At 61.6% G+C, this 22273-nt stretch carries 20 protein-coding genes; 12 read left to right on the top strand and 8 right to left on the bottom strand.

The genetic code is table 11. From position 1 onward, the window contains the following. Window positions 1-10: 10 nt before the first annotated feature. From ABH15_RS10790 to ABH15_RS10780, 3 genes are all read right to left on the bottom strand, one after another. Window positions 11-3211, bottom strand: a complete 3201-nt coding sequence (locus ABH15_RS10790) for a tetratricopeptide repeat protein (protein ID WP_128694410.1) — start codon at window positions 3209-3211, stop codon at window positions 11-13. Between the two features lie 261 nt (window positions 3212-3472). After that, on the bottom strand, window positions 3473-3859 hold the full coding sequence (locus ABH15_RS10785) for a rubredoxin (protein WP_128694409.1): 387 nt from the start codon (window positions 3857-3859) through the stop codon (window positions 3473-3475). A 107-nt stretch (window positions 3860-3966) separates the two neighbouring features. Beyond that, on the bottom strand, window positions 3967-6249 hold the full coding sequence (locus tag ABH15_RS10780) for a response regulator (RefSeq protein ID WP_206633452.1): 2283 nt from the start codon (window positions 6247-6249) through the stop codon (window positions 3967-3969). A 338-nt stretch (window positions 6250-6587) separates the two neighbouring features. Here ABH15_RS10780 and ABH15_RS14110 point away from each other — a divergent pair, with 338 nt between their 5' ends. Next, a complete protein-coding gene (locus ABH15_RS14110; RefSeq protein ID WP_128694407.1) occupies window positions 6588-7877 on the top strand; it encodes a GNAT family N-acetyltransferase in 1290 nt (429 codons plus the stop codon). Window positions 7878-7879: 2 nt separating this feature from the next. Here the strand turns inward: ABH15_RS14110 and ABH15_RS14090 are convergent, their stop codons facing one another. Then, window positions 7880-8368: a DnaJ domain-containing protein gene (locus ABH15_RS14090; RefSeq protein WP_128694406.1), complete on the bottom strand. Its 489-nt coding sequence runs from the start codon at window positions 8366-8368 to the stop codon at window positions 7880-7882. Window positions 8369-8420: 52 nt separating this feature from the next. Then, window positions 8421-8825 carry a DUF126 domain-containing protein gene (locus ABH15_RS10765; RefSeq protein ID WP_128694405.1) on the bottom strand — a complete coding sequence of 135 codons (405 nt, stop codon included), beginning with the start codon at window positions 8823-8825 and terminating at the stop codon, window positions 8421-8423. A gap of 36 nt (window positions 8826-8861) precedes the next feature. Here ABH15_RS10765 and ABH15_RS10760 point away from each other — a divergent pair, with 36 nt between their 5' ends. Both ABH15_RS10760 and ABH15_RS10755 read left to right on the top strand, forming a co-directional pair. Next, window positions 8862-10040 (top strand): proteasome-activating nucleotidase, encoded by a 1179-nt coding sequence (locus tag ABH15_RS10760; RefSeq protein WP_128694404.1) that lies wholly within the window; start codon window positions 8862-8864, stop codon window positions 10038-10040. Between the two features lies 1 nt (window position 10041). After that, the gene (locus ABH15_RS10755) at window positions 10042-10485 is read left to right on the top strand and encodes a DUF5804 family protein (RefSeq protein WP_128694403.1); all 444 of its coding nucleotides are present in this window, start codon (window positions 10042-10044) and stop codon (window positions 10483-10485) included. A gap of 254 nt (window positions 10486-10739) precedes the next feature. Here the strand turns inward: ABH15_RS10755 and ABH15_RS10750 are convergent, their stop codons facing one another. Then, complete coding sequence (locus ABH15_RS10750) at window positions 10740-11978, bottom strand: proteasome-activating nucleotidase (protein WP_128694402.1); 1239 nt, start codon at window positions 11976-11978, stop codon at window positions 10740-10742. A 30-nt stretch (window positions 11979-12008) separates the two neighbouring features. On the opposite strand from ABH15_RS10750, the gene ABH15_RS10745 reads away from it, so the two are divergent. The 9 genes from ABH15_RS10745 to ABH15_RS10705 all read left to right on the top strand — a co-directional run bounded on the left by ABH15_RS10745 (window position 12009) and on the right by ABH15_RS10705 (window position 20687). After that, window positions 12009-12533 (top strand): multiprotein bridging factor aMBF1, encoded by a 525-nt coding sequence (locus tag ABH15_RS10745; protein WP_338323535.1) that lies wholly within the window; start codon window positions 12009-12011, stop codon window positions 12531-12533. A 371-nt stretch (window positions 12534-12904) separates the two neighbouring features. Further along, window positions 12905-13696, top strand: a complete 792-nt coding sequence (locus tag ABH15_RS10740) for a 2-amino-3,7-dideoxy-D-threo-hept-6-ulosonate synthase (protein WP_128694400.1) — start codon at window positions 12905-12907, stop codon at window positions 13694-13696. 5 nt (window positions 13697-13701) lie between these two features. Next, entirely contained in the window at window positions 13702-14487 is a 786-nt protein-coding gene (locus tag ABH15_RS10735; protein WP_128694399.1) for a 2-amino-3,7-dideoxy-D-threo-hept-6-ulosonate synthase, read from the top strand. Next, window positions 14484-15470 carry a 3-dehydroquinate synthase II gene (locus ABH15_RS10730; protein WP_128694398.1) on the top strand — a complete coding sequence of 329 codons (987 nt, stop codon included), beginning with the start codon at window positions 14484-14486 and terminating at the stop codon, window positions 15468-15470. Before ABH15_RS10735 ends, ABH15_RS10730 begins: the two co-directional genes overlap by 4 nt. Next, window positions 15460-16299 carry a prephenate dehydrogenase/arogenate dehydrogenase family protein gene (locus ABH15_RS10725; protein WP_338323534.1) on the top strand — a complete coding sequence of 280 codons (840 nt, stop codon included), beginning with the start codon at window positions 15460-15462 and terminating at the stop codon, window positions 16297-16299. The genes ABH15_RS10730 and ABH15_RS10725 overlap by 11 nt, the downstream gene beginning before the upstream one ends. Then, a complete protein-coding gene (locus ABH15_RS10720; protein ID WP_128694397.1) occupies window positions 16296-17093 on the top strand; it encodes a prephenate dehydratase in 798 nt (265 codons plus the stop codon). Before ABH15_RS10725 ends, ABH15_RS10720 begins: the two co-directional genes overlap by 4 nt. Beyond that, window positions 17084-18352: a 3-phosphoshikimate 1-carboxyvinyltransferase gene (gene aroA / locus ABH15_RS10715; protein WP_128694396.1), complete on the top strand. Its 1269-nt coding sequence runs from the start codon at window positions 17084-17086 to the stop codon at window positions 18350-18352. Before ABH15_RS10720 ends, aroA begins: the two co-directional genes overlap by 10 nt. Next, window positions 18349-19683, top strand: coding sequence for a shikimate dehydrogenase (gene aroE / locus ABH15_RS10710; protein WP_128694395.1), 1335 nt, complete (start codon window positions 18349-18351; stop codon window positions 19681-19683). Before aroA ends, aroE begins: the two co-directional genes overlap by 4 nt. Next, the gene (locus ABH15_RS10705; protein WP_128694394.1) at window positions 19680-20687 is read left to right on the top strand and encodes a chorismate synthase; all 1008 of its coding nucleotides are present in this window, start codon (window positions 19680-19682) and stop codon (window positions 20685-20687) included. The genes aroE and ABH15_RS10705 overlap by 4 nt, the downstream gene beginning before the upstream one ends. Before the next feature lies 1 nt (window position 20688). Here ABH15_RS10705 and ABH15_RS10700 read toward each other — a convergent pair whose 3' ends face one another. Then, window positions 20689-21318 carry a type I 3-dehydroquinate dehydratase gene (locus tag ABH15_RS10700; protein ID WP_128694393.1) on the bottom strand — a complete coding sequence of 210 codons (630 nt, stop codon included), beginning with the start codon at window positions 21316-21318 and terminating at the stop codon, window positions 20689-20691. A 39-nt stretch (window positions 21319-21357) separates the two neighbouring features. Then, window positions 21358-22194: a pyrroline-5-carboxylate reductase family protein gene (locus ABH15_RS10695; protein ID WP_128694392.1), complete on the bottom strand. Its 837-nt coding sequence runs from the start codon at window positions 22192-22194 to the stop codon at window positions 21358-21360. Window positions 22195-22273 lie beyond the last annotated feature (79 nt).

Below are 22273 nucleotides of genomic sequence, written 5' to 3'. Positions count from 1 at the left end.
AAACACCCCACTACTGATAACCATTCATCTCGACGGCACGACTGAAACAGTCCGCCGCCTCGCGATACTTGCCGAGACGATCGAGGACCCTGCCTTTGCGGTACAGCGCCTGTGCATGATTCGGATTTGCCGCGATCACCCGGTCGAGACAGCCGAGTGCGGCGTCGTTCTCGCCGAGGTGCGCAAGGGCGATCGCTTTATTGAAGAGAATGCTGACGTCGTCGCTGCAGAGAGCCGCCGCACGGTCGAATGCCGCCACTGCATCGGCGTACCTCCCGAAGGTATCGAGGAGCATACCTTTTGCGTTCCAGATAACGGCGTTCCCCGGATCGACCTGGAGCGCGGTCTCGTAACTCTTCAGGGCATCGTCGAACCTGCCTATCTTCTCAAGGACCGTCCCCCGCATGAAGAGCGCCGCCGCACTCTCGGGCTGGAGCACGACGATCTTGTCGACCGGCTTTATTGCGTCGGCATACTGACCGAGGCGGATGAGTGCCGTGCTCTTAGCGTAGAGCATATCGATATTCGTCGGTTCCTGGTCGAGGATTGCCGTATACTCGGCCAGCGCCTCTCTGTACTTCCCCGCTTTTTCGAGCGCATCGGCAAGGCCGCGGCGCGAGGCCAGGTCCCCGGGATCGGCGGCGAGCACCTTCTCGTAGCACTGCTCCGCGTCACCGTACCTGCCGAGCCAGGAGTATATCTCGCCCCGCTGCTGCCATGCAGACCGGTCTTCGGCGTTGATCTCGAGAATGCTGTCCGAACACTCGAGTGCATCCTCGTAGCGTCCCATGTGGACGAGCGCGTTCGCCAGCATATGCCAGGCTTCATTGTTCGTATCGTCTTCCTGGAGCACCTGTGCGTAACTCTTGATGGCGTCGCTGTATTTCCCGGCCTTCTCGAGCGCCATGCCGTACGCCATCCGGGCACGCAGGTCGCCCGGTGTCGCGGCAAGGTACTGCTCGAATCCGGCTGCCGCCTCCTCGTGCCTCCCGAGCTGTTCGAGCGAGCCGGCACGTATCTTCAACGCTGCTGCGTTCGCCGGATCGGCGGCGAGCACCCGGTCGCAGCACTCGATGGCGCGTTGATCCATGCCGAGCCGGTGAAGCGCCGTCGCGAGGGCGAAGGTTGCACCGGCGTCGCCCGGGTTCTCCTGCACAATCCGCTCGAACGATTCTGCCGCTTCTGCGTACTCCCCGAGGTGCAGCAGCACGAATCCGCGGTGGAGCAGGGCGAAGAGGTTGTCCGGTTCGGCTTTTGTGACCTGCGTAAAGCAGTCCGATGCTTCGGTAAATCGCCCGAGCGTTGCAAGTACCATCCCCAGGTTCAGCAGGTACCCCGAATCCGACGGGGACTCTTCGGAGAGGCGTCGGTAGCAGTCGCACGCACCCGAAAGCCGTCCCTGCTCTTCGCAGATTCTTGCTTTCCGGAGGAGCGTCCCGGTATCGTCGGTATCTACCTGCAGCACCCGGTCGATGCAGGAGAGAGCATCCTCATATCTGCCGAGCCTCTCGAGCGCCGTTCCCATCTCGAGGAGACTTCCGAGATCGTCGGGACTCTTTTCCAGAACCTGCTCGAAGCAGAGGAGTGCATCCGGATACCGTCCGAGCTGGAGGAGAGCCTTTCCTTTGCTCTTCAGCACTGCACCGTCGCCCGGATTGATGCGGAGAAGCGCATTGAAGGTCTCGACGGCCTCGTGGTATCTGGAACGGTGCATCAGTGCCGTTCCGCGCTCCTGAAGCGCCATCACGCTCTCGCCGTCCTCTTTCAGGACATGATCGAGGCACTCGAGAGCCTCCTCGTATCTGCCGAGGTTCATGAGCGCATCCGCCCGCATCGCCATGGCAACGGCGTTATGCGGCTCGCCTGCAAGGGCGGCCCTGAAACACTCATCCGCCGCCTCGTAGCGCCCGAGGTGGAGGTGTGCAACACCGCTGTTCACCAGTACACGGATGTTTTCGGGTTCGATCTCAAGCAGGCGGGCAAAACTCTCCTCTGCCTCCTCGTAGCGGCCGAGATGCAGGAGTGCCACGCCGCGATGGTACAGCATGACCCGGTCCCGTGCATCGTAGCTCGCGGGTCTCTTCTGTGACGCGACGGCCTCATCGCGGTCAAAGAGGCTCAGGTCGCTGCCGGTTCCGCTCCATCTTACCCCGCCGTCCCGTTTCTTCTCCATCACCCGGTCGAACGACCGCACCGCCTCGGCGTAGTGGCCGAGCCTGAAGAGCGAGATGCCGCGGTTGTACCATACGTGGAATTTCGTCTGGTCGTGTTTCAGAACCTGATCGAATGCCTTGACAGCGCGGTCGTACTGGCCGAGGGTGTCATAGACAAGCCCCATCGTATAGCGAACCAGGACCTGGTCGGGGTCGTGCAGGGCGACCTTGTCGAAGCAGGCGGCCGCCTCGCGGTAGTCGCCATCCCTCGTAAGGTTGATCCCCCGCTGGTACCAGGCGGGCACGTCTTCGGGGCGGAGAGTCGTGATCGCACCGTAACAGCCGGCAGCCTCGCGGAATCGGCCGGCACCTTCGTATGCACGGGCCTTCAGGTACAGGGTATCCGTATCCTCCGGTTTTTTCTCAAGCACGCGGTCAAAGCAGGCAACCGCGCCGGTATGATCGCCCGACCGCTCGAGCGCGGCGCCCTGTCTCGCGAGCGCATCGATATCGTCCGGATCGGCTTTCACGAGCCGGTCGTACTCCTCCGCCGCAGAACCGTACTCCCCGAGCCGGTCGAGCAGCAGGGCAAGCCGACGGCGTGCGACAGTGTTCTCGGGGTGGCTGTCGAGCACCCGTTCAAAAGCCTCTCTTGCTTCCCGGTACCGGGCGAGCCGTTCAAGCATCTCCCCGCGCTCATACCATGCCGCGGTGTCGGCGGGTTCGCGCAGGGCGACGGTGCCGAAACAGTCTGCGGCCTCCTGGTAGATGCCGAGCCTCGCGAGGACGTGGCCGAGCGTGCGCAGCGTCCCGAGATCCTCCGGGTTCTTCTCTGCGGCTCTCCTGAGGCACTCGGCCGCTTCTTCGTACCTCCCGAGGCAGGAGAGCACCGTTCCGAGCGAGTACCAGACGGGTGCGTTTTCAGAATCGATCTTTAAGGCTTTCTCATAACTCTTGGCTGCTTCGAGATAGTTGCCCGCTTCCGCCTGAGTGTTCCCTTTATTGATCCATGGATTTGGATTCTTTCCCTGCCCCAGAATATTGCCGAATATATCCATATGCCTCGCATACCCCTGAGCGATTGCTTATATTTGGGTACACCTGCTCCTTAATGAGTTCTCTCTCTTTGTCCGACAATGCGATGAAGCTCCCTGTCCGACCGTACTTTCCGCTGGAAGATCTGCAAAAACCCTGCTGTAACACTTGACGGGTATCCGGAAGATGGAGAGCCCGGGTTCTGTGCTGTCCTGTAAAAGGCGCAAAGAAAAGTATGCCCCGGCAAGCAAAGGGTCGGGGGTGACGGCACCCGCACCCCTCTCTTATACGTCGAGGATCGGGTCGAACTGCGCCTTGCCGACCGGCCCGTAGAACTCGGATATTCTCGGATCCATACCGCAGATCGGGCAGGTGTAATCCTCCGGAAGATCTTCAAACGCCGTGCCTTCCGGAAAGCCCCGGCGGGGCTCACCTCGTTTCTGATCGTAGATATACCCGCAGATCTTACAGATGTACTTCGTCGGTTCCCAGGGAACAAAACCCCATTTTCCGACGGGGCCTTTACCCGTCGCCCCGCAGACCGGGCAGATGTAATCGTCAGGCAGATCTTCGAACGCCGTGCCGGCGGGTACACCCCGGTGCGGCTCGCCCCGGACGGGGGAGTAGATGTAGTTGCATATCCTGCACCGATACCGTTTCACTTTCTCCATCGTGTCACCTTCGCGTGGGATCACGGCATACATGCACTCGCATACCATAACCCTTGGCCCTGTCCTGTTCCGGCACGGCAGAAGAGCGCTGTCGGGGAGGGTGGGTATCAGTGAGACCCGGCGGGGTCGTGCTCCGGCAGACGTGCCGGTATGCAGGCGTCGCCCGAGCTGGTTGAGCGATACGAACCATTCGGGACAGAGATCTCGAAGCGTGCACCGATCCCGGGCGTGCCGGTCTCTTCGATCGAAAGATGAGTGATGGAGAGGATTTCCCGCGCCAGAAATAAGCCGTACCCGGTATTATTCCCAAAACCCCGCTTGAAGATCTGTTCTTTCTTATGCGCAGGCACCCCGCTTCCGTCGTCCTCGCATATGATCTTCAGCCCGGAATCGGTTATCCTGTCGTATATGCGGATCCGGGTGATAGGGCCGCCGTGCCTGGTGGCGTTGTCGAGAAGGTTGTAGAATACTTTCTCAAGGAGCGGATCGGCAAAGATCTCGATGCCGCGTACGTTTACGAATATCGTGACCGCTCCCGTATCAAGCGAGGCCGTTGCACGGGCGACGGCGTCGGGGAGGTTCTGCCAGGCAGGGAACTGGACACCGATATCCTGATAATCGGTGGTGAAGGCAATCTGGCGGTGAATTGTCTTTGCCGCCCCCTGCATCTTGCCGATGAACTCCTGCAGAAGCGGATCGTCGGTATGCTCGCATGAGAGGTGCAGGTAACCGATCAGGATGGTGAGCTGATTGTGGACGTCGTGCCGCGTGACGCTGTTGAGGAGGTTTAACTTCCGGTTGGTCTGCATGACCGCCTCTTCTGCCTTCTTTCTCTCGGTGATATCGATCACCGTCGAGACCACCGCTTCGACCCCCCCGTCGCTGCCGTAGATCGGTGTCAGCTCGTACAGGTACTCCTTGTCGCCGCTCGCGGTCGGATAGGTATACTCTCCCTGCAGGTGAGAGCCGGTCGAGAGTACAATCCGGAGCTGCCGTTCGATCGGTTCCATGATCCCTATCGGCATGCCGAGATCACGCCAGGTCTTTCTGATCATCTCTTCCGGTTTTACGTTCCGCTCTTCAGCGCCTTTCGAGCAGACGTAGAGGTACCGCAGATCCCTGTCGTAAACGTAAAACTGGACGGGCGTCACGTCGAAGATCGTATCGAGGAGGCGTTTTCGCCTTTCAATCTCGTCAAGTAACCGGTCTCTCTCGGCCTCTGCCCGCTTCATCTCGGTAACATCGCGGACTGACTGGATAGCACCGACGACCGAGCCGTTGTTGTCGTAGAGAGGTGTCGCTTTGATCCAGAAGATACGTCCGTTCCACTGCGGGAGCGGGAATGTCACTTCCGCAGCCAGTTCGTCCTCTTTCTCCGTGATCAACGTGTACCGCTGCAGGGCCGCCGCATCGGGCCTGAGGATATAATCGGCCAGTGCCGGCTGCTTCTCCCCATAAAAGGGAACTGCATACCCGTACCCGCCTGCACCGACCATCTCGCCGGCAGCTACGCCGGTCAGGTCCTCAAGTGCCCTGTTCCAGGCGATGACCCGTGCGTTTTTGTCGATAGCAAATGTCGGTTCCGGCAGATGGTTGATGATCTTTGAGAGGCGCGCCTCGGACTGCCGAAGTGCCTCCTCTGCGATTTTTCGTTCCGTCACGTCGCGGCCGACCGATTGGTACTCGAGAAGCCGGTCGTGAGAGTCGAAGATTGCCCGATCACTCCACTGCTGCCAGCGGATCTCTCCATCCGGCATGATTATACGGTGTTCGAGGGAGGCGACGGGATTGTCGGGGGTGAGCGAGGCGAAGTGATCCCGGACAAGCGCCTGCTCTTCCCTCGGGATCGCCGGCCTGAACCGGTGCCCGATAATCTCAGTACCTTGTTTTCCGAAGTATCTGCAGTAGGCCTCGTTAACGAAGAGGATGATCCAGTCGGGGCTGAACCGGCTGATAAGTTCCGTCTGGCTCTCGACGACGGCACGGTAGCGCTCCTCGCTCGCTTTGAGGGCAGCCTCGGTCCAGCCGCGCTGGGCCGCCTTCTGGAGCATCTGCTCGAGTTCGGCGAAGACGGCCGGAACGTCGGCGTCCTTCTGAAGATAAAAGTCTGCTCCGCTGTTGAGGGCTTCGATTGCGACGTGCTCTCTGCCCTTGCCGGTGAATACGATGAACGGGGTCTCGTCCCCTCGCGTCCGAAGTTCCTGAAGCAGTTCTATTCCGGTTTGCTCCGGCATATCGTAACCGGAGACGATGACGTCGAAGCGGGTCTTCCTGGCAGCCTCGAGCGCTTCTCGTGCCGAGAGTGCGCATCTGACGGAGAAACCTTCTTTCCTCTCAAGGAAGATGCGGGTAGCTTCGAGCAGGGAAGGGTCGTCATCCACCAGCAGCACTGATACCGTTATCGTTGCTCCAGGCCTATTTCCAAAAAAAACCATCTGTCACGCTCTGTTTATCTGGCGGAATCACCCGCCCGTCCGCAAAAAAAACCGGATATACACATCAACGTATTCTTTATACTATCGTTATTGAGCATTAAGTAGTTATTGCTCTCCAGTGAAGTTGCCGGTTATAATGCGCTTAAGGGTCGATCTAAGGCATTTTAGGGCGGAAGCTGAAGCGGTGGGCTGGTCTGCCCCCGGTCGCGGATGGGCGTCCTTCGGGGCGGTCGAAATGGGTATATTTTAATGAGCAACCGCCCTATGAACAGATATCCGGTGCGGAGATCATCATGTTTGAGAGGGTATTGGTACCGACCGATTTCTCCGAGTACTCGATGAGAACTGTAGAGTGCCTTGGACAGATCCCCGGAGTCAGGGAAGTGATGCTGCTCCATGCCCTTGATGCGGAGAGTGCGTCGATGCGGACATGGCTCTCCGGTCAGACGTTCGAGACGCCTGCGGAGCATGCAGAGCGCCGACTGGCGATACAGAGCGAACGGGTGGAGGAGCTCGGCCTTGAGCCGATAGTTATCCTCGATATCGTCCGGGACGGTGACATCGCCGGAGCAGTTGTCTCACGTGCTGCCGGCGAACAGATTCCGCTGATTGTTATCGGTGCACGGGGTAAGGGGATCATCCAGGGATACTTCCTTGGGAGCGTCTCATCCGACGTCCTTCGCCGAAGCACCGTCGATATCCTGATCACCCGCTACCGGGACGCGGCTCCGGAGGCGTGCCGGACGAATATCTTCTCACGGGTGCTCTGTCCGGTCGATTTCTCGAGGCCTTCCCGGATGGTGATCGATTTTGTCGGACGAATAGAGGATATCCCGGAACTTATCCTTGTTCATGTCATCAGGAGCGCAGAGACAAAAGAGGAACTGGTCGCGGGGATCGAGGAGGCGGAGAGAAAGCTCTCCGGGCTTGCGGCGGAACTTGCGCGCGAAGGACTCTCCGTCAGGACGATCGTGCGGTTCGGAAACCCGAGCCAGGAGATCACCGATCTCGCCGAGGAAGAGGATGCCTCTCTGATCCTCATCTCCCGGTACGGCGAGCAGGACTACTTCAGAGATATTCCTCTCGGAACTACGGTAGCCGACGTGGCAAAACGAGCCCGTCGTCCGGTTCTTGTAAAATACCCCGTTCTGTCACTCGCTGTGGAAGCCCGTGAACTTGCACCGGAGGAGTTTCCGAAGGCAGAGGCGATCTGGAAGGGGTATCACCAACAGAAGGCGAATAAGGAGACCGACCGGATCTTCGGCGTTTTCCTTGACGGCAACCTCGTCAGCCTCGCCCGGTGCCGGCGGCATCCGGACGGGAGGGAGGTCGACGGTGTCTTCACTCCCGAAGAGTTCAGGGGACGGGGATACGCGAAGAAGGCCGTTGAAGCGCTCGTCTCCGCCTGTGGGAACGACGTATTGTACATGCATTCGACAAACGATCTCGTCTCGTTCTACGCATCCTTCGGCTTTGCGCTCATCAGCGAGCGGGAGCTGCCGCCCACAATCCGGGAGCGGTACGCCTTTGCGGGCGGCAACATGGAGGGCTCGAACGTCAGTCCGATGAAGCGGATGCCGTAACGTCACCGCTCGTTTTTCCTATTTCCGGCAAAGAGGATTCCGAGCAGCACCCGGAACACGAGCACGACGATCATCAGGATGCCGCTGAGCAGGATCAGCGCGAGAGAGGATCGGCTTATGGGAGTGGCCTCTCCGGGTCTTTCTGATGATGAAAAGCCTTCGTTCGGAGAGTAGTGATAGTAATAAGTCCGGGATTTCGCCTGCCGGTATGCGGCGGACGCACCCCCGCCCGGAGTGCGGTATGGGGAATAGGCAGTACCGGCCGCAAGGAGCCTGTCATACTCGGCTCGCTTCTCGGGATCGGAGAGGGTGTCATATGCCTCCTGAACCTTCAGGAATCTCTCCTGGGCGCCCGGGGCGGTGCTGATATCGGGGTGATACTGTTTGGCGAGGCTCCGGTATGCGGCTTTGATTTCATCCGCGTTCGCTTCACGGCTGATGCCGAGGACGTCGTAGTAGGTCTCGGCAGTCTTCGGCCGGTACGTATTCATCGTGGTCCTTCGGTGACACCCGTGATGGTATCAGCCTTTCGCCCGATACTTCTCACGTGGCATCGTCGCAGGCGAGCTCGCCGGTGTCTCCGTCGACCGTCACGATGCTGCCGCCCGGAAGATCGGAGAGATCCGCGGGGAGGCTGTCGATCATGGGAATCCCGGCGATGATTGCCCCGACGGCGATGATCGCTTCAGCCTCTGTATTGATGATAGCAGCAGGAGCCCGGCCGTTCTGCGCCAGCGCATAGATGACGTACGAACCGACCGTCGATCCCTTCCCGTACGGGAATGCAAGGACACGACCGGCAACACTCTCGCCCTCGAGCGGATGGCCTTTCTCGATGACGATGCCCGTTTCCGGATCAACACCGGAGAGAAATGAGATCGGCGCAGGGCTGACGAGGAGCTCTCCCCTGCCCGACCCTTTTGAAATAGCTCTTCCCTTCAGAATCATGCGACCACAGTAATAAGTGGTTGGAGAAACAACTATATGAGTACCATGGACGAAACCATTGGCAACAACCCTGGCAGTGAGCACGACATGCTCGCACTCCAGATTCAGGATCTGAAGGCGCAGCTCCTGGATTTCAAACTCAAGAACGAGCTGGCCGAGAAGGAACTCGTCCAGCTCCGGAAAGAGAACGGCCAGTTGAAACGTGTGCCGCTGTTTGTTGCCGTTGTGGTCGATGTACTGGACAAAGGTGAAGTATATCTCCGGCAGCAGGGCAACAATCAGGAATACGTCACGTCGGTGAACGAAAAACTGCACCGCACCCTCAAACCGGGCACGAAGGTTGCCGTCAATAACACGCTCTCCATCGTCAAGATCATCGGGAACGTCTTCGACTCCCGGATCCGCGTCATGGAACTCGAAGAGCAGCCGGACGTCACGTTCGAGCAGGTCGGCGGCCTCAAGGAAGAGATAGAAGAGGTTCGCGAGGCGGTCGAGTACCCGCTGACCAAACCCGAGATCTACGAGCGGATCGGCGTCGAGCCTCCGAAGGGCATCCTCCTCTACGGCCCGCCCGGAACCGGGAAGACCCTGATCGCAAAGGCGGTCGCCCACAACTCGAATGCCCGGTTCATCAGGATGTCCGGGAGCGAGCTCGTGCATAAGTACATCGGTGAAGGAGCACAGCTCGTGCGCGAGCTCTTCATCCTTGCACGGGAGCGTGCACCATCGATCGTCTTCATCGACGAGATCGATGCGATCGGTAGCATGCGGATGCACGATGGAACGAGTGGAAGCGCAGAGGTGCAGCGGACGCTCATGCAGCTCCTTGCCGAGATGGACGGGTTCGGCAACCGTGGAAACGTGCGGATCATGGCTGCAACCAACCGGATCGATATGCTCGACCCCGCCCTCCTCCGGCCGGGCCGGTTCGACCGGATCATACAGGTGCCTCTTCCCGATGCGGACTCCCGGCGCGAGATCCTGAAGATCCACACGGCGAAGATGACGATGAAGGATGTAGACCTCGAAGCGATCGTCAGCCAGACCGAGAAGACCACCGGTGCGGAACTGCAGGCAGTCGCCCGCGAAGCCGGTATGATAGCGGTCCGCCGCGACGCGGAAGCGGTGGAGCAGGATGATTTCACCGCTGCGATCAAGAAAGTAAAACGCGAGGAGCACAAGGCCCAGGCCCAGGATACCCGGATGTACATCTGATATGGACGTGCTGCTGGTTCAGGCCGATGGGGTCGACCTCTACTCCACCCTTTTGAAATCCGAGACCAGCCGGGGGGTGCTCCGGTTCTATCACCCCTCGCGCCTCGAGTTCGGGGTGCTGATCAGGACGGCGTCCCTCGCAAGCAGCCTCTCTATCATCTCGGAGATCCGCTGGTATATCAGGCGCTACGTCGAGGTGGTGCTCTTCCGGTTAACGGACGAGACGTATTGCTCGTTCGAGCTCGCAAAACAGGTCTACGAGCGGGATACGAAACTTGCCGCTCCCTGGGAATACCGCCTGCTCTACGGTATCCTGGACGGCCGGCTCGTTCAGTCGGTGAAGATGGATCCCGGCAGAGACCGGGAGAGTTACGGCGAGGCTTTCGAGGGCATGGACGACGTCCTCGAGGTCTGGTGCTCGGAGAGCGAGCACGCCGGGCTTTGAGAGCCGTATCCTCTTCCGGGCGGGGCCGTCCCGGAATTGCCCGCGAGGGGGCATCAGCCGAATAAACCTCTATTCTCCGGTATCAATGTTATGCATCCGGATATAATCGTTACGCGGGCCGCTCTGGCCTCTGCGGGCGTTTTCAGCCGGCGAATGCGGTCAGGAGGTATCGTCTTTGCCGGAGACTATCGACTGCACAGGCTCGCGGACTTTCGCTGCGGGAGAAAGATATGGGGGAGAGAAAAAGGAGTTCTTCAGGCAAACATCGCACCGTACGAGGTGTTGATGTGATGCTTGTCGAAGTCCAGGGAGAGCTTGTCGATCGCCTTCATGAAGTCGTCCTGCGTGACGGTTTCATGCTCGCTCCGGATCGCGAACATACCCGCCTCCATGCAGACCGCCCGGAGGTCGGCACCGTTCTTTCCTTCGGTGAGACGGGCGACCTCCGCAAGGTCGACGTTCTCGCCGAGGTTCATGCCCTTCGTGTGGATATGCATGATCGACAGCCGTCCGTGGAAGTCGGGGAGTGGAATCTCGATGATCCGGTCGAACCGGCCCGGCCGGAGGAGGGCGCGATCCAGGATATCGATCCGGTTCGTGGCGCCGATGATCTTGACGTCGCCGCGGTTCTCGAACCCGTCCATCTCGGCGAGGAGCTGCATGAGCGTCCGCTGCACCTCGCGGTCTCCTGAGGTCGTCGAGTCGTTCCGGTGCGCACCGATCGCATCGATCTCGTCGATGAAGATGATCGACGGCGCTTTCTGCTTGGCGAGTTCGAAGAGCTCGCGCACGAGCCGCGCCCCTTCGCCGATGTACTTCTGGACGAGCTCCGAACCGACGACACGGAGGAAGTGCGCGTTTGTCTGATGCGCGACCGCCCGCGCGAGCAGTGTCTTCCCGGTTCCGGGAGGGCCGTAGAGGAGGACGCCCTTCGGCGGTGCGATGCCGATCTGCTCGAAGAGATGGGGTTTTGTGAGCGGGAGCTCGACTGCTTCCTGGATCTCTACAATTTGCGGTTCCAGGCCGCCGATACTCTCGTAACGCTCGTCAGGGGACTCTACGAGTTCCATGCCGTAGACCTGCGAGTCGTAGCTCGTGGGGAGGACGTCGACGATGGCGAGGGACTGCTGGTTTAAGGTACACCGCACACCCGGCTTGAGGAGATCGGGATCGATGAGCTGCGATGTGCGGACGAGGAATCGCGGGCCAGCGCTGCTTCGTACAATGACCCTGTTGTTGTCTACGACATCGGTGACCGTTCCGATGACGAGGGGAGGGCTCCGCAGCTGCTCGATCTCGCTCTTGAGCTTCCGGAGCTCCCGCTCGTACCGGATCTTCTGGGTTTCGATATAGCGTTTTTCGGACTCCATCTGCCGGAACTGCTCCCGCAGCTCCAGATTTCGGTTTTCGAGGTTGGTTATCCGTTCAAGAAGGTACTGGTAAAGATCTTCACCGGTATCCTTGTCTGGTGCTTGCCGAGCAATATCTCCCATAGGTCTCCTCGATTAATTATATAGGGTAAAATGGATATAAAGTTCTTTGCGAGAACTATGCAATGTGAATTATGCGGCGCTCCTATCCACGGACCGTCAAAGACAGTCCAGGTTGAAGGTGCAGAACTCTGTGTATGCATCAAATGTGCAAAATATGGTAAGGAAATCCAGCAATCACGGCGAGGTGGAGCTCCTGTGCGAAGGCCCGGAGTGCCGGCAGCCTCGACGCCGCAACCCCGAAGAAGGCCGAGGGATGTCTTCGACCTGATTGAGGGCGAGATCGTTGACGATTACGCCGAGCGGATTCGCGCTGCCCGGGAAGAGAAGGAATGGTCGACGCTGGATCTCGCTCACGCTACGAAAGAGCGTGAAATCCTGATCAAGAAGATCGAGAAAGGCGATCTGATTCCGGAAGACGCTGTCCGGAGGAAACTCGAGCGGGCGCTCGGCATCAAGCTGATCGATTCCGCGGCCGACGAGACCGAGGTACGCGGCGGCGGCAGGATGGCGACGACCGTCGGAGATGTCATCTCATTTAAGAAGATCCGGAAGTGATCGGCAGGAACAGAGTTCTTATCCGGAAAAAGCAGGGCAGCGTCGATATCTGCCGGGGCGAGTCCCGGTCTCTTCTCCCCTCGCCAATTCTCATCCTGCGTGCTTACCTATTTATAGATTGACGAAATATGATACTATCAATGCGTGGTGAATGTTTTTTCGCCGGTGAATGCTTTTATCACTGGTAGCGAAGGATCTATCCGCCGTGCAGGTCAAAGCGACACACTTCTTCTGCAGGTTCGCTCGTCCACCGGATGGTGCCTGCCTGTCTGCAGTTATTTCCGCTTTTTTAGCACCTTTAGTTATTATCCCCGGAACTGAAGCGTTTTCACACCAGAATCGCTGACGTGCCGGATGAGGAGTATCTGTCTATGAGAGGAAAAGAAATTCGCATGGAACGTATCATGGATCGTAATACCGGAAAGACCATCATCGTACCGATGGATCACGGTGTTACGGTTGGGCCAATCCCGGGGCTGATTGACCTCGGAAAGACCATCGACCTCGTGGCGGGGGGCGGGGCAAACGTGGTGATCGGGCATATGGGGCTTGCCCTGCACGGCCACCGGCGGCACGGCAGAGACGTCGGGCTCATCCTCCATCTCTCGGCGAGCACCGCCGTCGGGCCTGACCCGAACGATAAGGTGCTCGTCAATACCGTCACGAACGCACTTAAGATGGGAGCGGACGGTGTCTCGGTGCATATCAACGTCGGTGCGAACTCGGAAGCCCGCATGCTCGAAGACCTCGGGCGGGTGGCGATCGAGTGCATGGAGTGGGGGATGCCGCTGCTTGCGATGATGTACCCCCGCGGCACGAAGATCGGGAACGAGCACGACGTCGAACACGTCAAACTCGCCGCCCGGGTGGCGGCGGAGCTCGGCGCTGATATCGTCAAGACCGTCTACACCGGCGACCCCGACAGTTTCCGCGAGGTCACGCGGGGCTGCCCGGTTCCGGTGGTCGTCGCCGGCGGGTCCAAGACCGACGATATGGCCATCCTCGAACTGATCGAGGGGGCGATGGAAGGCGGCGCTGCCGGTATCTCCATCGGGAGGAACGCGTTCCAGCACCCCGCTCCGGAGAAGCTGATGCGGGCCGCGGCGCTCATTGTACACGAAGGAAAGCGGGCAGACGAAGCAGTTGAGATCCTGAGAGGGTGAGAGAGATGATAGGAAAAGAGATACGGCTTGAACGAATCATGAACCGGAATACGGGCAGATCGGTGATCATCCCCATGGATCACGGGTTTACGCTCGGGCAGATCGAAGGGCTCCGCAACATGACGGAGATCGTCTCCGAGGTCAGCGAAGCGGGTGCAAACGCCATCGTCCTGCATAAAGGGATGGTCAAGGGCGGCCACCGGAAGCACGGCCGGGATATCGGGCTCATCGTCCATCTCTCGGCAAGCACCTCGATGAACCCCGACCCGAACGACAAGGTGCTCGTCTGCACCGTCGAGGAGGCGATCGCTCTCGGTGCGGACGCGGTCTCGATCCATATCAATCTCGGTGCGCCGAACGAATCAAGGATGATCGAGTCCGCAGGGCAGGTCTCGAAAGAGTGCAACCGCTGGGGAATGCCGCTCCTCATCATGATCTACCCCCGCGGCGAAGGGATCGATCCGACTTCTCCGACGGCACTCGGCCACTGCGTCCGGGTGGCGGAGGAACTCGGTGCCGACCTCATCAAGACGAACTACACCGGGGATGCGGCGTCGTTCCGCCAGATCACGGATGCATGCTCGGTTCCCGTGATGGTCGCGGGAGGTGAGAAAGGCGGCGACATCGAGACACTGACGACCATCCGGGAGGCCGTGGCGGCAGGAGCCGCCGGTGTCTGCATGGGCAGGAACGCGTTCCAGCGCGATAATCCGCGCCAGTTCATTCAGGCGATCTGCCGGGTGGTGCACGACGGAACCGACCCTGCCCGGGCGCTGGAGATGGAAGGATGAAGATCTTCTGGGTCGATATCCGGCCGTGGGATAAGGATCTTGCCACGACCGCCATCGAGAGCGGTGCGGATGCCCTCGTGGTCGACCGTGCGGAAGACCTCCGCGAACTTGCCCGGACGACGGCGATCGCCCCGGGCGGCGACCTTGTCCCCGGGGAAGATGTCTTCGAGGTCGCGATCGTGGACAAGGAGAGTGAAGAGGAGGCGGTCAGGCTCTCGCGGAAGGGATACGTGATCGTCAGCACCGGGGACTGGACGGTGATCCCGCTCGAGAATCTGGTCGCGGCGTCCGATCGTATCATCGCGGCCGTGACGAGCCGTGCCGAAGCGGAGATCGCGCTGACCGTCCTTGAGCGCGGTGTTGCGGGAATTCTGCTGAAGACCCGCGATCCGGCCGTCATCCGTGAAGTCGCATCGCTGGTATCCGCCTCCGGGGGGAGCACCGCCCTCATTCCTTTCACCGTCACCGGCATCCGGCCGGTCGGGATGGGCGACCGGGTCTGCGTCGATACCTGCTCGCTCCTCGCAGACGGGCAGGGAATGCTCGTCGGGAACACCTCCTCTGCCTTCCTGCTCGTGCACCCGGAGACGCTCGAGAACCCCTACGTGGCACCCCGGCCGTTCCGTGTCAACGCCGGTGCTGTCCATGCCTACATCATGCTTCCCGGCGGGAAGACGGCGTACCTCGCCGACCTGAAGGTCGGAGACCACGTCGCGGTCGCGGAACGCGGCGGCAGGACGACCGATGCGGTGGTCGGGCGGGTGAAGATTGAACGCCGGCCGCTCCTCCTCGTCGAGGCCGAGTCAGGCGACGCCCGCGTCGGCCTGATCCTCCAGAACGCCGAGACGATACGCCTCGTCGCCGAGGACGGCGGTGCGATCTCGGTCGTCGACCTCAAAGAGGGCGACCGGATCCTCGGGTCGGCGACGGAGGGCGGCCGCCACTTCGGGATCGCGGTGAAGGAGACGATCCTTGAGAAGTGAGCGCATGCTGGCAGGGATCATCGGCGGCACCGGGAAGATGGGACGGTTCTTCGCGTCCGTCTTTGCTGCCGCCGGATGGGACGTCATTGTATCGGGACCGGAAACGCCGCTTTCGAACCGCGAAGTGGCGGAGAGAGCGGACGCGGTCATGGTCGCGGTTCCGATAAGAAGGACGATAGAGGTTATCGGCGAGGTTGCCCCGGTGCTTACGGAGGAGCAGATCCTCTGCGACATCACCTCGCTGAAGGTGGAGCCCGTCCGCGCGATGCTCGCCACGAAAGCCGCTGTCGTGGGACTGCACCCGATGTTCGGACCCGGTGCGGAGTCGCTCCGAAACCAGACGATCATCGTCACTCCCGCACGGTGCGGCGGGGCGGCGCTCGACCGCCTGCTCGGCGTCTTCCGCGAGCAGGGAGCGGTACTGACATTCGCGACGCCCGAGGAGCATGACCGGATGATGGCGGTCATCCAGGGGCTGACGCACTTTGCAACCCTCTGTGCGGCCGATACGATCCGGCGTACCGGGGTGGACGTTGAGGAGTCGCTTGCGTTCACAAGCCCGATCTACCGGATCCAGATGGGTCTGATCGGGCGGCTGCTCGCCCAGGACGCCGACCTCTACGGCGATATGCTCCGGGAAAATCCGGCCGTGCCCGAGGTACTGGCAGCGTTCGAGGATGCCGTAAAGCATCTCCGCACCATCGTGGAAGCGGGCGATCCTGCTGCCTTCCGTGAGTTCTTCGCGAAGAACACCGATCACTACGCCTCCTATGGGAAAACCGCCACGGAAGAGACCGACGATCTTATCAGGTATATGGTGACGCGATGACCGTTCTAACGCTCGGCCCTGCCGGAACCTTCAGCCACGAACTTGCCCTCCGGCTCTACGGCGACGATATCGAGCTGCTCCCTACGATCGGAAAGATCATCGGGGCGGTCGCCTCCGGAGAGTCGGACGGCCTCGTGCCGATCGAGAACAGCGAAGCGGGCGGTGTCGGGTCGACCCTCAGGGGGCTTCAGGATGCCAACGTCTTCATCGTCGAGGAAGCGTACATGCCGATCCGCCACCATTTTGCAGCCCGATGCGATCCCGGCGACCTTGCTGTGATCTACGCCCACCCCCAGACGCACGAGCAGTGCAGCGGTTTCCTCGACCGGCTCGGGGTCGGGATCGTGCATACCAGCAGCAACGCGGCGAGTGCGCTTGCCATGCTCGAGCGTGAGGATGCGGGAGCCGTTGTCTCCTTGAGCGCCGCAGAGATCTACCGGCTCCCGGTTCTGCGGCGGGATGTGCAGAACAGCAGCGAGAACGTCACCCGGTTCGTCCGGATATCGGCGACGCCGCGGGACGACGCAGGCTGCACGAGATGCAGCATCCTCGTCGACCCGGCTGCGAACCGGGCCGGCCTGCTCCATGACCTTCTCGGGGTCTTTGCCTCCCGCTCTATCAACTTAACGAGGATCGAGTCGCGCCCCTCCCGGCGGGGGATGGGGCAGTATGTCTTCTTCATCGATTTCGATCTCGCACCCGGGTGGGAGGAGGCGAGGGAAGACCTCAGAAGGATGACCGTGGTCAAAGAGCTCGGCTGCTACACCCGAAGGGAGGTGCCGGCATGGACGTAAACATCTCCCGGAGTCCCGTGGTGGACGTTACCTTCTCTGCTCCGCCCTCGAAGAGCTATACTCACCGGGCGCTGATCGCCGCCTCGCTCGCTGCGGGCCGGAGCCGGATCTGCCGCCCGCTCGACGCCGAGGATACCCGCCTGACCGCCCGGGCGCTCCGGAGCCTCGGCGTCCCGGTCGACTGGGGTGACAACGAGATCGTCATCGACGGAACCGGCGGGGCGCTTCCGGGCGGAGATCCGGTCACGCTCGATCTCGGCAACTCCGGGACGAGTCTCCGGCTCCTCTCCTCGATAGCCCTCGTCTCGCCGCGTCCGGTGGTGCTCACCGGGAACCGGCGGATGCTGGAACGGCCTCTCGGACCGCTCGTCGAGGCGCTCCGTGCCCTTGGCGGCGAGGTCGCGTACCTCGGGAGATCCGGCTATCCCCCGATACGGGTCGAGGGGCGCTTCTCCGGCGGGACGGCCGCCGTCGATGCGAGTATGAGCAGCCAGTTCATATCCTCGATCCTGATGGCCGGACCCTCCGCCGACGGCGACGTCGAGCTCAAAGTCCCGGAGATGCCTGCATCCCGCTCGTACCTCGACGTGACGGTCGACGTCATGGAGGCGTTCGGCGCCACGGTCGGGCGGGATGGGTATACGCGGTTCCGGGTGCGGCGCGGCACCCGCTACACCGGCAGGGAGTACACCGTCGAGGGCGACTACTCGTCGGCCTCCTACTTCTTCGCCGTTGCAGCGATCTGCGGCGGCACCGTCCGCGTAAACTGCCTCTCCCCCGCGTCGGTGCAGGGCGACCGGCGGTTCCTCGACGCGCTCGAAGCGATGGGGTGCCTCGTTGCGGCATCGGGCGATACGGTGACCGTCACGCGGGAGGACGAACTCTTCGGCATCACCATCGATATGTCCTCCGCGCCTGATACGGTCCAGACCCTCGCGGTCGTGGCGGCCACGGCAGCGACGCCGACGACGATCACCGGGGTCGGGCACCTGCAGTACAAGGAGAGCGACCGCGTCCGGGTCACGGCAGAGAACCTGCAGAGGATGGGGGCCGGCGTCTCGGTCGGCGCCGACCGGATCACCATCACCCCCGCCCCGCTGCACGGCGTGACGGTCAACCCGGTCGACGATCACAGGACTGCCATGAGCTTCGCCGTCCTCGGCCTCGGGGTCGGGGGGATGACGATCCGGGATGCGGAGTGCGTCGGCAAGTCGTTCCCCGGGTTCTGGGACGCCCTCAGAGGAGCGGGGCTGCTATGAAGATCGTCCTGACCGGGTATCGGGGCACCGGGAAGACGGCCGTCGGACGGCGGCTTGCTCACCGCCTCGGCCTTCCGTTTGCCGATACCGATGCCCTGATCGAGGAGAAGGCGGGGATCGCTATCCCGGAGATCTTCGAGCAACGGGGCGAAACGGCGTTCCGGCGTATCGAGAGAGAGGTTATCGCGTCGCTCCGGAATTTCAACGGTGTCGTCAGCACCGGCGGAGGGGCGGTCACCGACCCGGCGAACGTGGCGATGCTCCGCAGGGACGGGACGGTTGTTCTGCTGACGGCCGATCCTGCAGTCATCGAGGAGCGTATCCGGGGCAGCGACCGGCCGGGGCTCACGGTGCTCCCGCTTCGGGATGAGATACGCGAGGTTCTCCGAGAGAGACGGCTCGCATACCTTTCAAGCGCTGATGTCTGCATCGATACCGGCTCATGCAGCGTCGGGGAGACTGTCGAGAAGCTTGCCGCCCTGCTCACCGCAGTGCCGGCGATGCCGGGCGGCTTCAGCGTTCCGGGGGACCTTATGGCGGTGCGAGAGCGCGACCCGCTCACCCGGATCTGCGGCATCGCCGGCAACCCCTGCTCGCACAGCAGGAGCCCCGCCCTCTACAACAGGCTCTTTGAGGAGTACGGGTTACATTACTACTATACGCGGTTCGAGTGGCCTACGGTAGAACCGATCGTCAGGCTCGCACGCGCCCTCGACGTCCGGGGGCTCTCCGTCACCATCCCGTTCAAGCAGGATATTATTCCGTTCCTCGATGAGGTCGACGCGGATGCCGCCGCAATCGGGGCGGTCAACACGGTTGTCCAGTGCGGCGGAAGGCTGCACGGATTCAACACCGACTGGCTCGGCGTGAAGATGCCGCTCGAGCACCGGCGGGGTGCGAGAGCGGTCGTGCTCGGTGCGGGAGGTGCGGCAGCGGCGACGGTCTACGCGCTCCGGGATCTCGACATGGCGGTGACCGTGCTGAACCGGACCCGCGAGCGAGCCCGGATTCTTGCGGAACGGTTCGGATGCGCGTGGGGCGGGTTCGACGAGTTCGAGGGGCGGGACACCGACGTCGTCGTCAACACGACCCCGGTCGGGATGGAAGATGCGAGGCGGAGCCCTCTTCCGGCAGACCGTCTCGAGCGGGGGATGACGGTCTTCGACCTCGTCTACACACCCCCCGAGACGAAGCTCATCCGGGAGGCGCGGATGATGGGCTGCGAGACTATCCCGGGCACCGAGATGTTCGTCCACCAGGCCGCAGCGCAGTTCCGCCTGATCACCGGCATCGCCGTTGACGCGGCGTGCGTGCGGGAGATGATGCAATGAATACGTTTGGGAGAAACTTTCGGGTAACGACCTTCGGCGAAAGCCACGGAAAGGCGCTCGGCGCCGTCATCGACGGCTGCCCCGCCGGTATCGCCCTCACCGAGGCGGATATCCAACCCTGCCTCGACAGGAGGAGGCCGGGGACGAGCAGCCTGGTCTCCCCCAGGAGAGAGGCGGACAGAGTCGAGATCCTCTCCGGCACCTTCGAGGGCGTCACGACCGGGACGCCGATCGCTCTCGTCGTCTACAACCGGAATCAGGAGTCCGGCGACTACGACGCGCTCCGCGATATCTTCCGCCCCGGCCACGCCGACTACTCGTACACCGCGAAGTACGGTATCCGCGACCACCGGGGAGGCGGACGGAGTTCCGGCCGGGAGACGCTCTCCCGCGTCGCGGCAGGCGCGGTTGCGGCAAAATGCCTCGAGCGCTACGGGATCGGTGTTGCCGGGCGGATCTCTGAGATCCACGGAAAGACCACTCCCGAAGGGATGGAAGAGGCGATCCGCACCGCACGGCAGGAGGGTGACTCCGTCGGCGGGATCGTGGAGGTCGTCGTCTCCGGGTGTCCGGCGGGGCTCGGCGATCCGGTCTTTGCGAAGCTCGACGCACTGATCGCCGCCGCCCTTATGGGCATCGGTGCGGTGAAGGGCGTCGAGATCGGAGCCGGGTTCGCCGCAGCACGGATGCGCGGGAGCGAGAACAACGATCCGATCACCCCTGACGGGTTCGCCGGCAATAACGCCGGCGGGATCCTCGGTGGGATCAGCACCGGTCAGCCGATCGTGGCAAGGATCGCCGTCAAGCCCACGCCCTCGATCGAGATGGAGCAGGCGACGATCGATACGGGCGGAGACGAGCGGAAGATACGGATCGGCGGTCGTCACGACCCCTGCATCGCCGTGCGGATCGTGCCGGTCGCCGAGTGCATGACGGCGCTCGTGATCCTCGACGCTCTCCTTGAGCAGGAGAAGTACCGCGGGTTCTCCGCAAGAAAAGAGTGAGTTACTGGAGCATCTCGAGGAGCTGCTTGAGTTCCTCGACGTGGTATTGCCCCTTTGCCGTCGGGGTTCCGGCATGGCAGTACGCGAACTCCGAACCGAAGAGCGGGAGGAGGGCACGGGTATAGCGGTACTTGTCCCCCACGATGCTGACGCAGATCGGTTTTTGCGCTTCAGCGGTGAACGCGAGGAGGGCGAGTACGTCGGCCTGCGACTGCGGGCCGACGGCGATCTTCGGGATATCCCCGAACGCTCGGAGGTCGCTCTCGATTGCATCGAGCTCGAGCCGGTCCGGCATCTCCGGGCGGTGGTGCGACGCGATGATCTGCACGCCGTGCGTCTTTATGGCCGGTGCATGTTCCCGGTATCTCACCTCCACGTCGACGATATCGACGTGCCTGATGAGCGGATCTACAATCTCGAACCACGCATCCGCATCCCCGGTAAACCGTCCACCTTCGTCTCTGCTCCGAAGCGTGGCGATTATCGGAATGACTGTTCTCGCCCGTATCAGTTCGATGGTACTCACAAGATCGTCTTCGATCAGGTCGAGGCGCAGCTCGATGAAGTTCGCACCTGCCGAAACGGCCAGGTCAAGCATATCGGGATCGTTGATGGAGGCGACGATCTTCATATCTGGAGGTATACAGTCGGTATTCGGTATTAAGCCTGTTCATCTTTCGGGAGCGCTCTTCCGATCGGCTGCAAGGGCGTCGTCTCGTGCACGCGCCCGCTCGAACATGCGGTCGAAGGCTGCCGGGAGGTCTTCCCGGAGCGACGATATACCCACCTCGGTGATGCCGCCCGGCGTCGCCACCCGTTCTACCAGACTGGCGGCGCTCATATCTGTCTTCTGCAGAAGCACGGCGGTTCCGATGAACGTCTCCCGCGCCAGCATCGCGGCCTCCTCCGAAGAGAGGCTGCTCTGCCGCCTGGCTGCAGCGGCGAGTTCATCGATGATCGCCGCAATCAGCGCAGGTCCGCAGCCGGAGACGACGGTGGCGGCGGGGAGATTTTCCTCGCTGACCTCGATCACCCTGCCGAGCGCGGAGAGGAGTTTCTCTATCCGGAGTGCCGCATCTCTCGATACCTCTCGTCCGTAGCAGACGAGCGTGATCCCGCGGCCGGTCTCGGAGGTGGCGTTCGGCATAGCACGCGAGAGCGGGCCGGTATACCGTCTCTCCAGGTGTTCAAGGGGTATTCCCGCCGCAATAGAGACGATATGTTCGTTCCCGGAGAGCGCCGGGGCGATCTCACCGAGCACCGTGTCGATATCGGGTGGTCTGACGCAGAGAAAGATAACACTGCAGAGGCGTGCGAGGCTTTGATTGTCGGGGAGAACCGTGATATCCGGCCAGCGTTCCCGGAGCGGGTCGGTTCCTCTCCGCGACCGGGAAGCGACGGCGATCTCGCCGGGTTCAAGCACCCCGGAGGAGAGGAATCTCTCCGCCATCATGCTCCCCATATGCCCTGCGCCGATGATACCGACCAGCGGCTGCCCCTTCCGCATACGTACAAGCTGGAGCCTCTCTCCTCATAAGGCCTGCTCCCCTCTCCGGCCGGGCATACGCATATAGTGCCGCCCCTCA

Source organism: Methanoculleus taiwanensis (genome assembly GCF_004102725.1).
GTDB lineage: Archaea > Halobacteriota > Methanomicrobia > Methanomicrobiales > Methanoculleaceae > Methanoculleus_A > Methanoculleus_A taiwanensis.
This window is presented reverse-complemented; position numbering and strand designations above follow the sequence as displayed.

Excerpts from the sequence above, each read along its gene's own strand:
- ABH15_RS10740 (WP_128694400.1), top strand. The coding sequence starts at position 12,905 with ATGAGAGGAAAAGAAATTCGCATGGAACGTATCATGGATCGTAATACC.
- ABH15_RS10785 (WP_128694409.1), bottom strand. The coding sequence starts at position 3,859 with ATGGAGAAAGTGAAACGGTATCGGTGCAGGATATGCAACTACATCTAC.
- ABH15_RS10730 (WP_128694398.1), top strand. The coding sequence starts at position 14,484 with ATGAAGATCTTCTGGGTCGATATCCGGCCGTGGGATAAGGATCTTGCC.
- ABH15_RS10760 (WP_128694404.1), top strand. The coding sequence starts at position 8,862 with ATGAGTACCATGGACGAAACCATTGGCAACAACCCTGGCAGTGAGCAC.
- ABH15_RS14110 (WP_128694407.1), top strand. The coding sequence starts at position 6,588 with ATGTTTGAGAGGGTATTGGTACCGACCGATTTCTCCGAGTACTCGATG.
- ABH15_RS10745 (WP_338323535.1), top strand. The coding sequence starts at position 12,009 with ATGGATATAAAGTTCTTTGCGAGAACTATGCAATGTGAATTATGCGGC.
- aroE (WP_128694395.1), top strand. The coding sequence starts at position 18,349 with ATGAAGATCGTCCTGACCGGGTATCGGGGCACCGGGAAGACGGCCGTC.
- ABH15_RS10750 (WP_128694402.1), bottom strand. The coding sequence starts at position 11,978 with ATGGGAGATATTGCTCGGCAAGCACCAGACAAGGATACCGGTGAAGAT.
- ABH15_RS10755 (WP_128694403.1), top strand. The coding sequence starts at position 10,042 with ATGGACGTGCTGCTGGTTCAGGCCGATGGGGTCGACCTCTACTCCACC.
- ABH15_RS10790 (WP_128694410.1), bottom strand. The coding sequence starts at position 3,211 with ATGGATATATTCGGCAATATTCTGGGGCAGGGAAAGAATCCAAATCCA.
- ABH15_RS10735 (WP_128694399.1), top strand. The coding sequence starts at position 13,702 with ATGATAGGAAAAGAGATACGGCTTGAACGAATCATGAACCGGAATACG.
- ABH15_RS10700 (WP_128694393.1), bottom strand. The coding sequence starts at position 21,318 with ATGAAGATCGTCGCCTCCATCAACGATCCCGATATGCTTGACCTGGCC.
- aroA (WP_128694396.1), top strand. The coding sequence starts at position 17,084 with ATGGACGTAAACATCTCCCGGAGTCCCGTGGTGGACGTTACCTTCTCT.
- ABH15_RS10695 (WP_128694392.1), bottom strand. The coding sequence starts at position 22,194 with ATGCGGAAGGGGCAGCCGCTGGTCGGTATCATCGGCGCAGGGCATATG.
- ABH15_RS10720 (WP_128694397.1), top strand. The coding sequence starts at position 16,296 with ATGACCGTTCTAACGCTCGGCCCTGCCGGAACCTTCAGCCACGAACTT.
- ABH15_RS10765 (WP_128694405.1), bottom strand. The coding sequence starts at position 8,825 with ATGATTCTGAAGGGAAGAGCTATTTCAAAAGGGTCGGGCAGGGGAGAG.
- ABH15_RS14090 (WP_128694406.1), bottom strand. The coding sequence starts at position 8,368 with ATGAATACGTACCGGCCGAAGACTGCCGAGACCTACTACGACGTCCTC.
- ABH15_RS10705 (WP_128694394.1), top strand. The coding sequence starts at position 19,680 with ATGAATACGTTTGGGAGAAACTTTCGGGTAACGACCTTCGGCGAAAGC.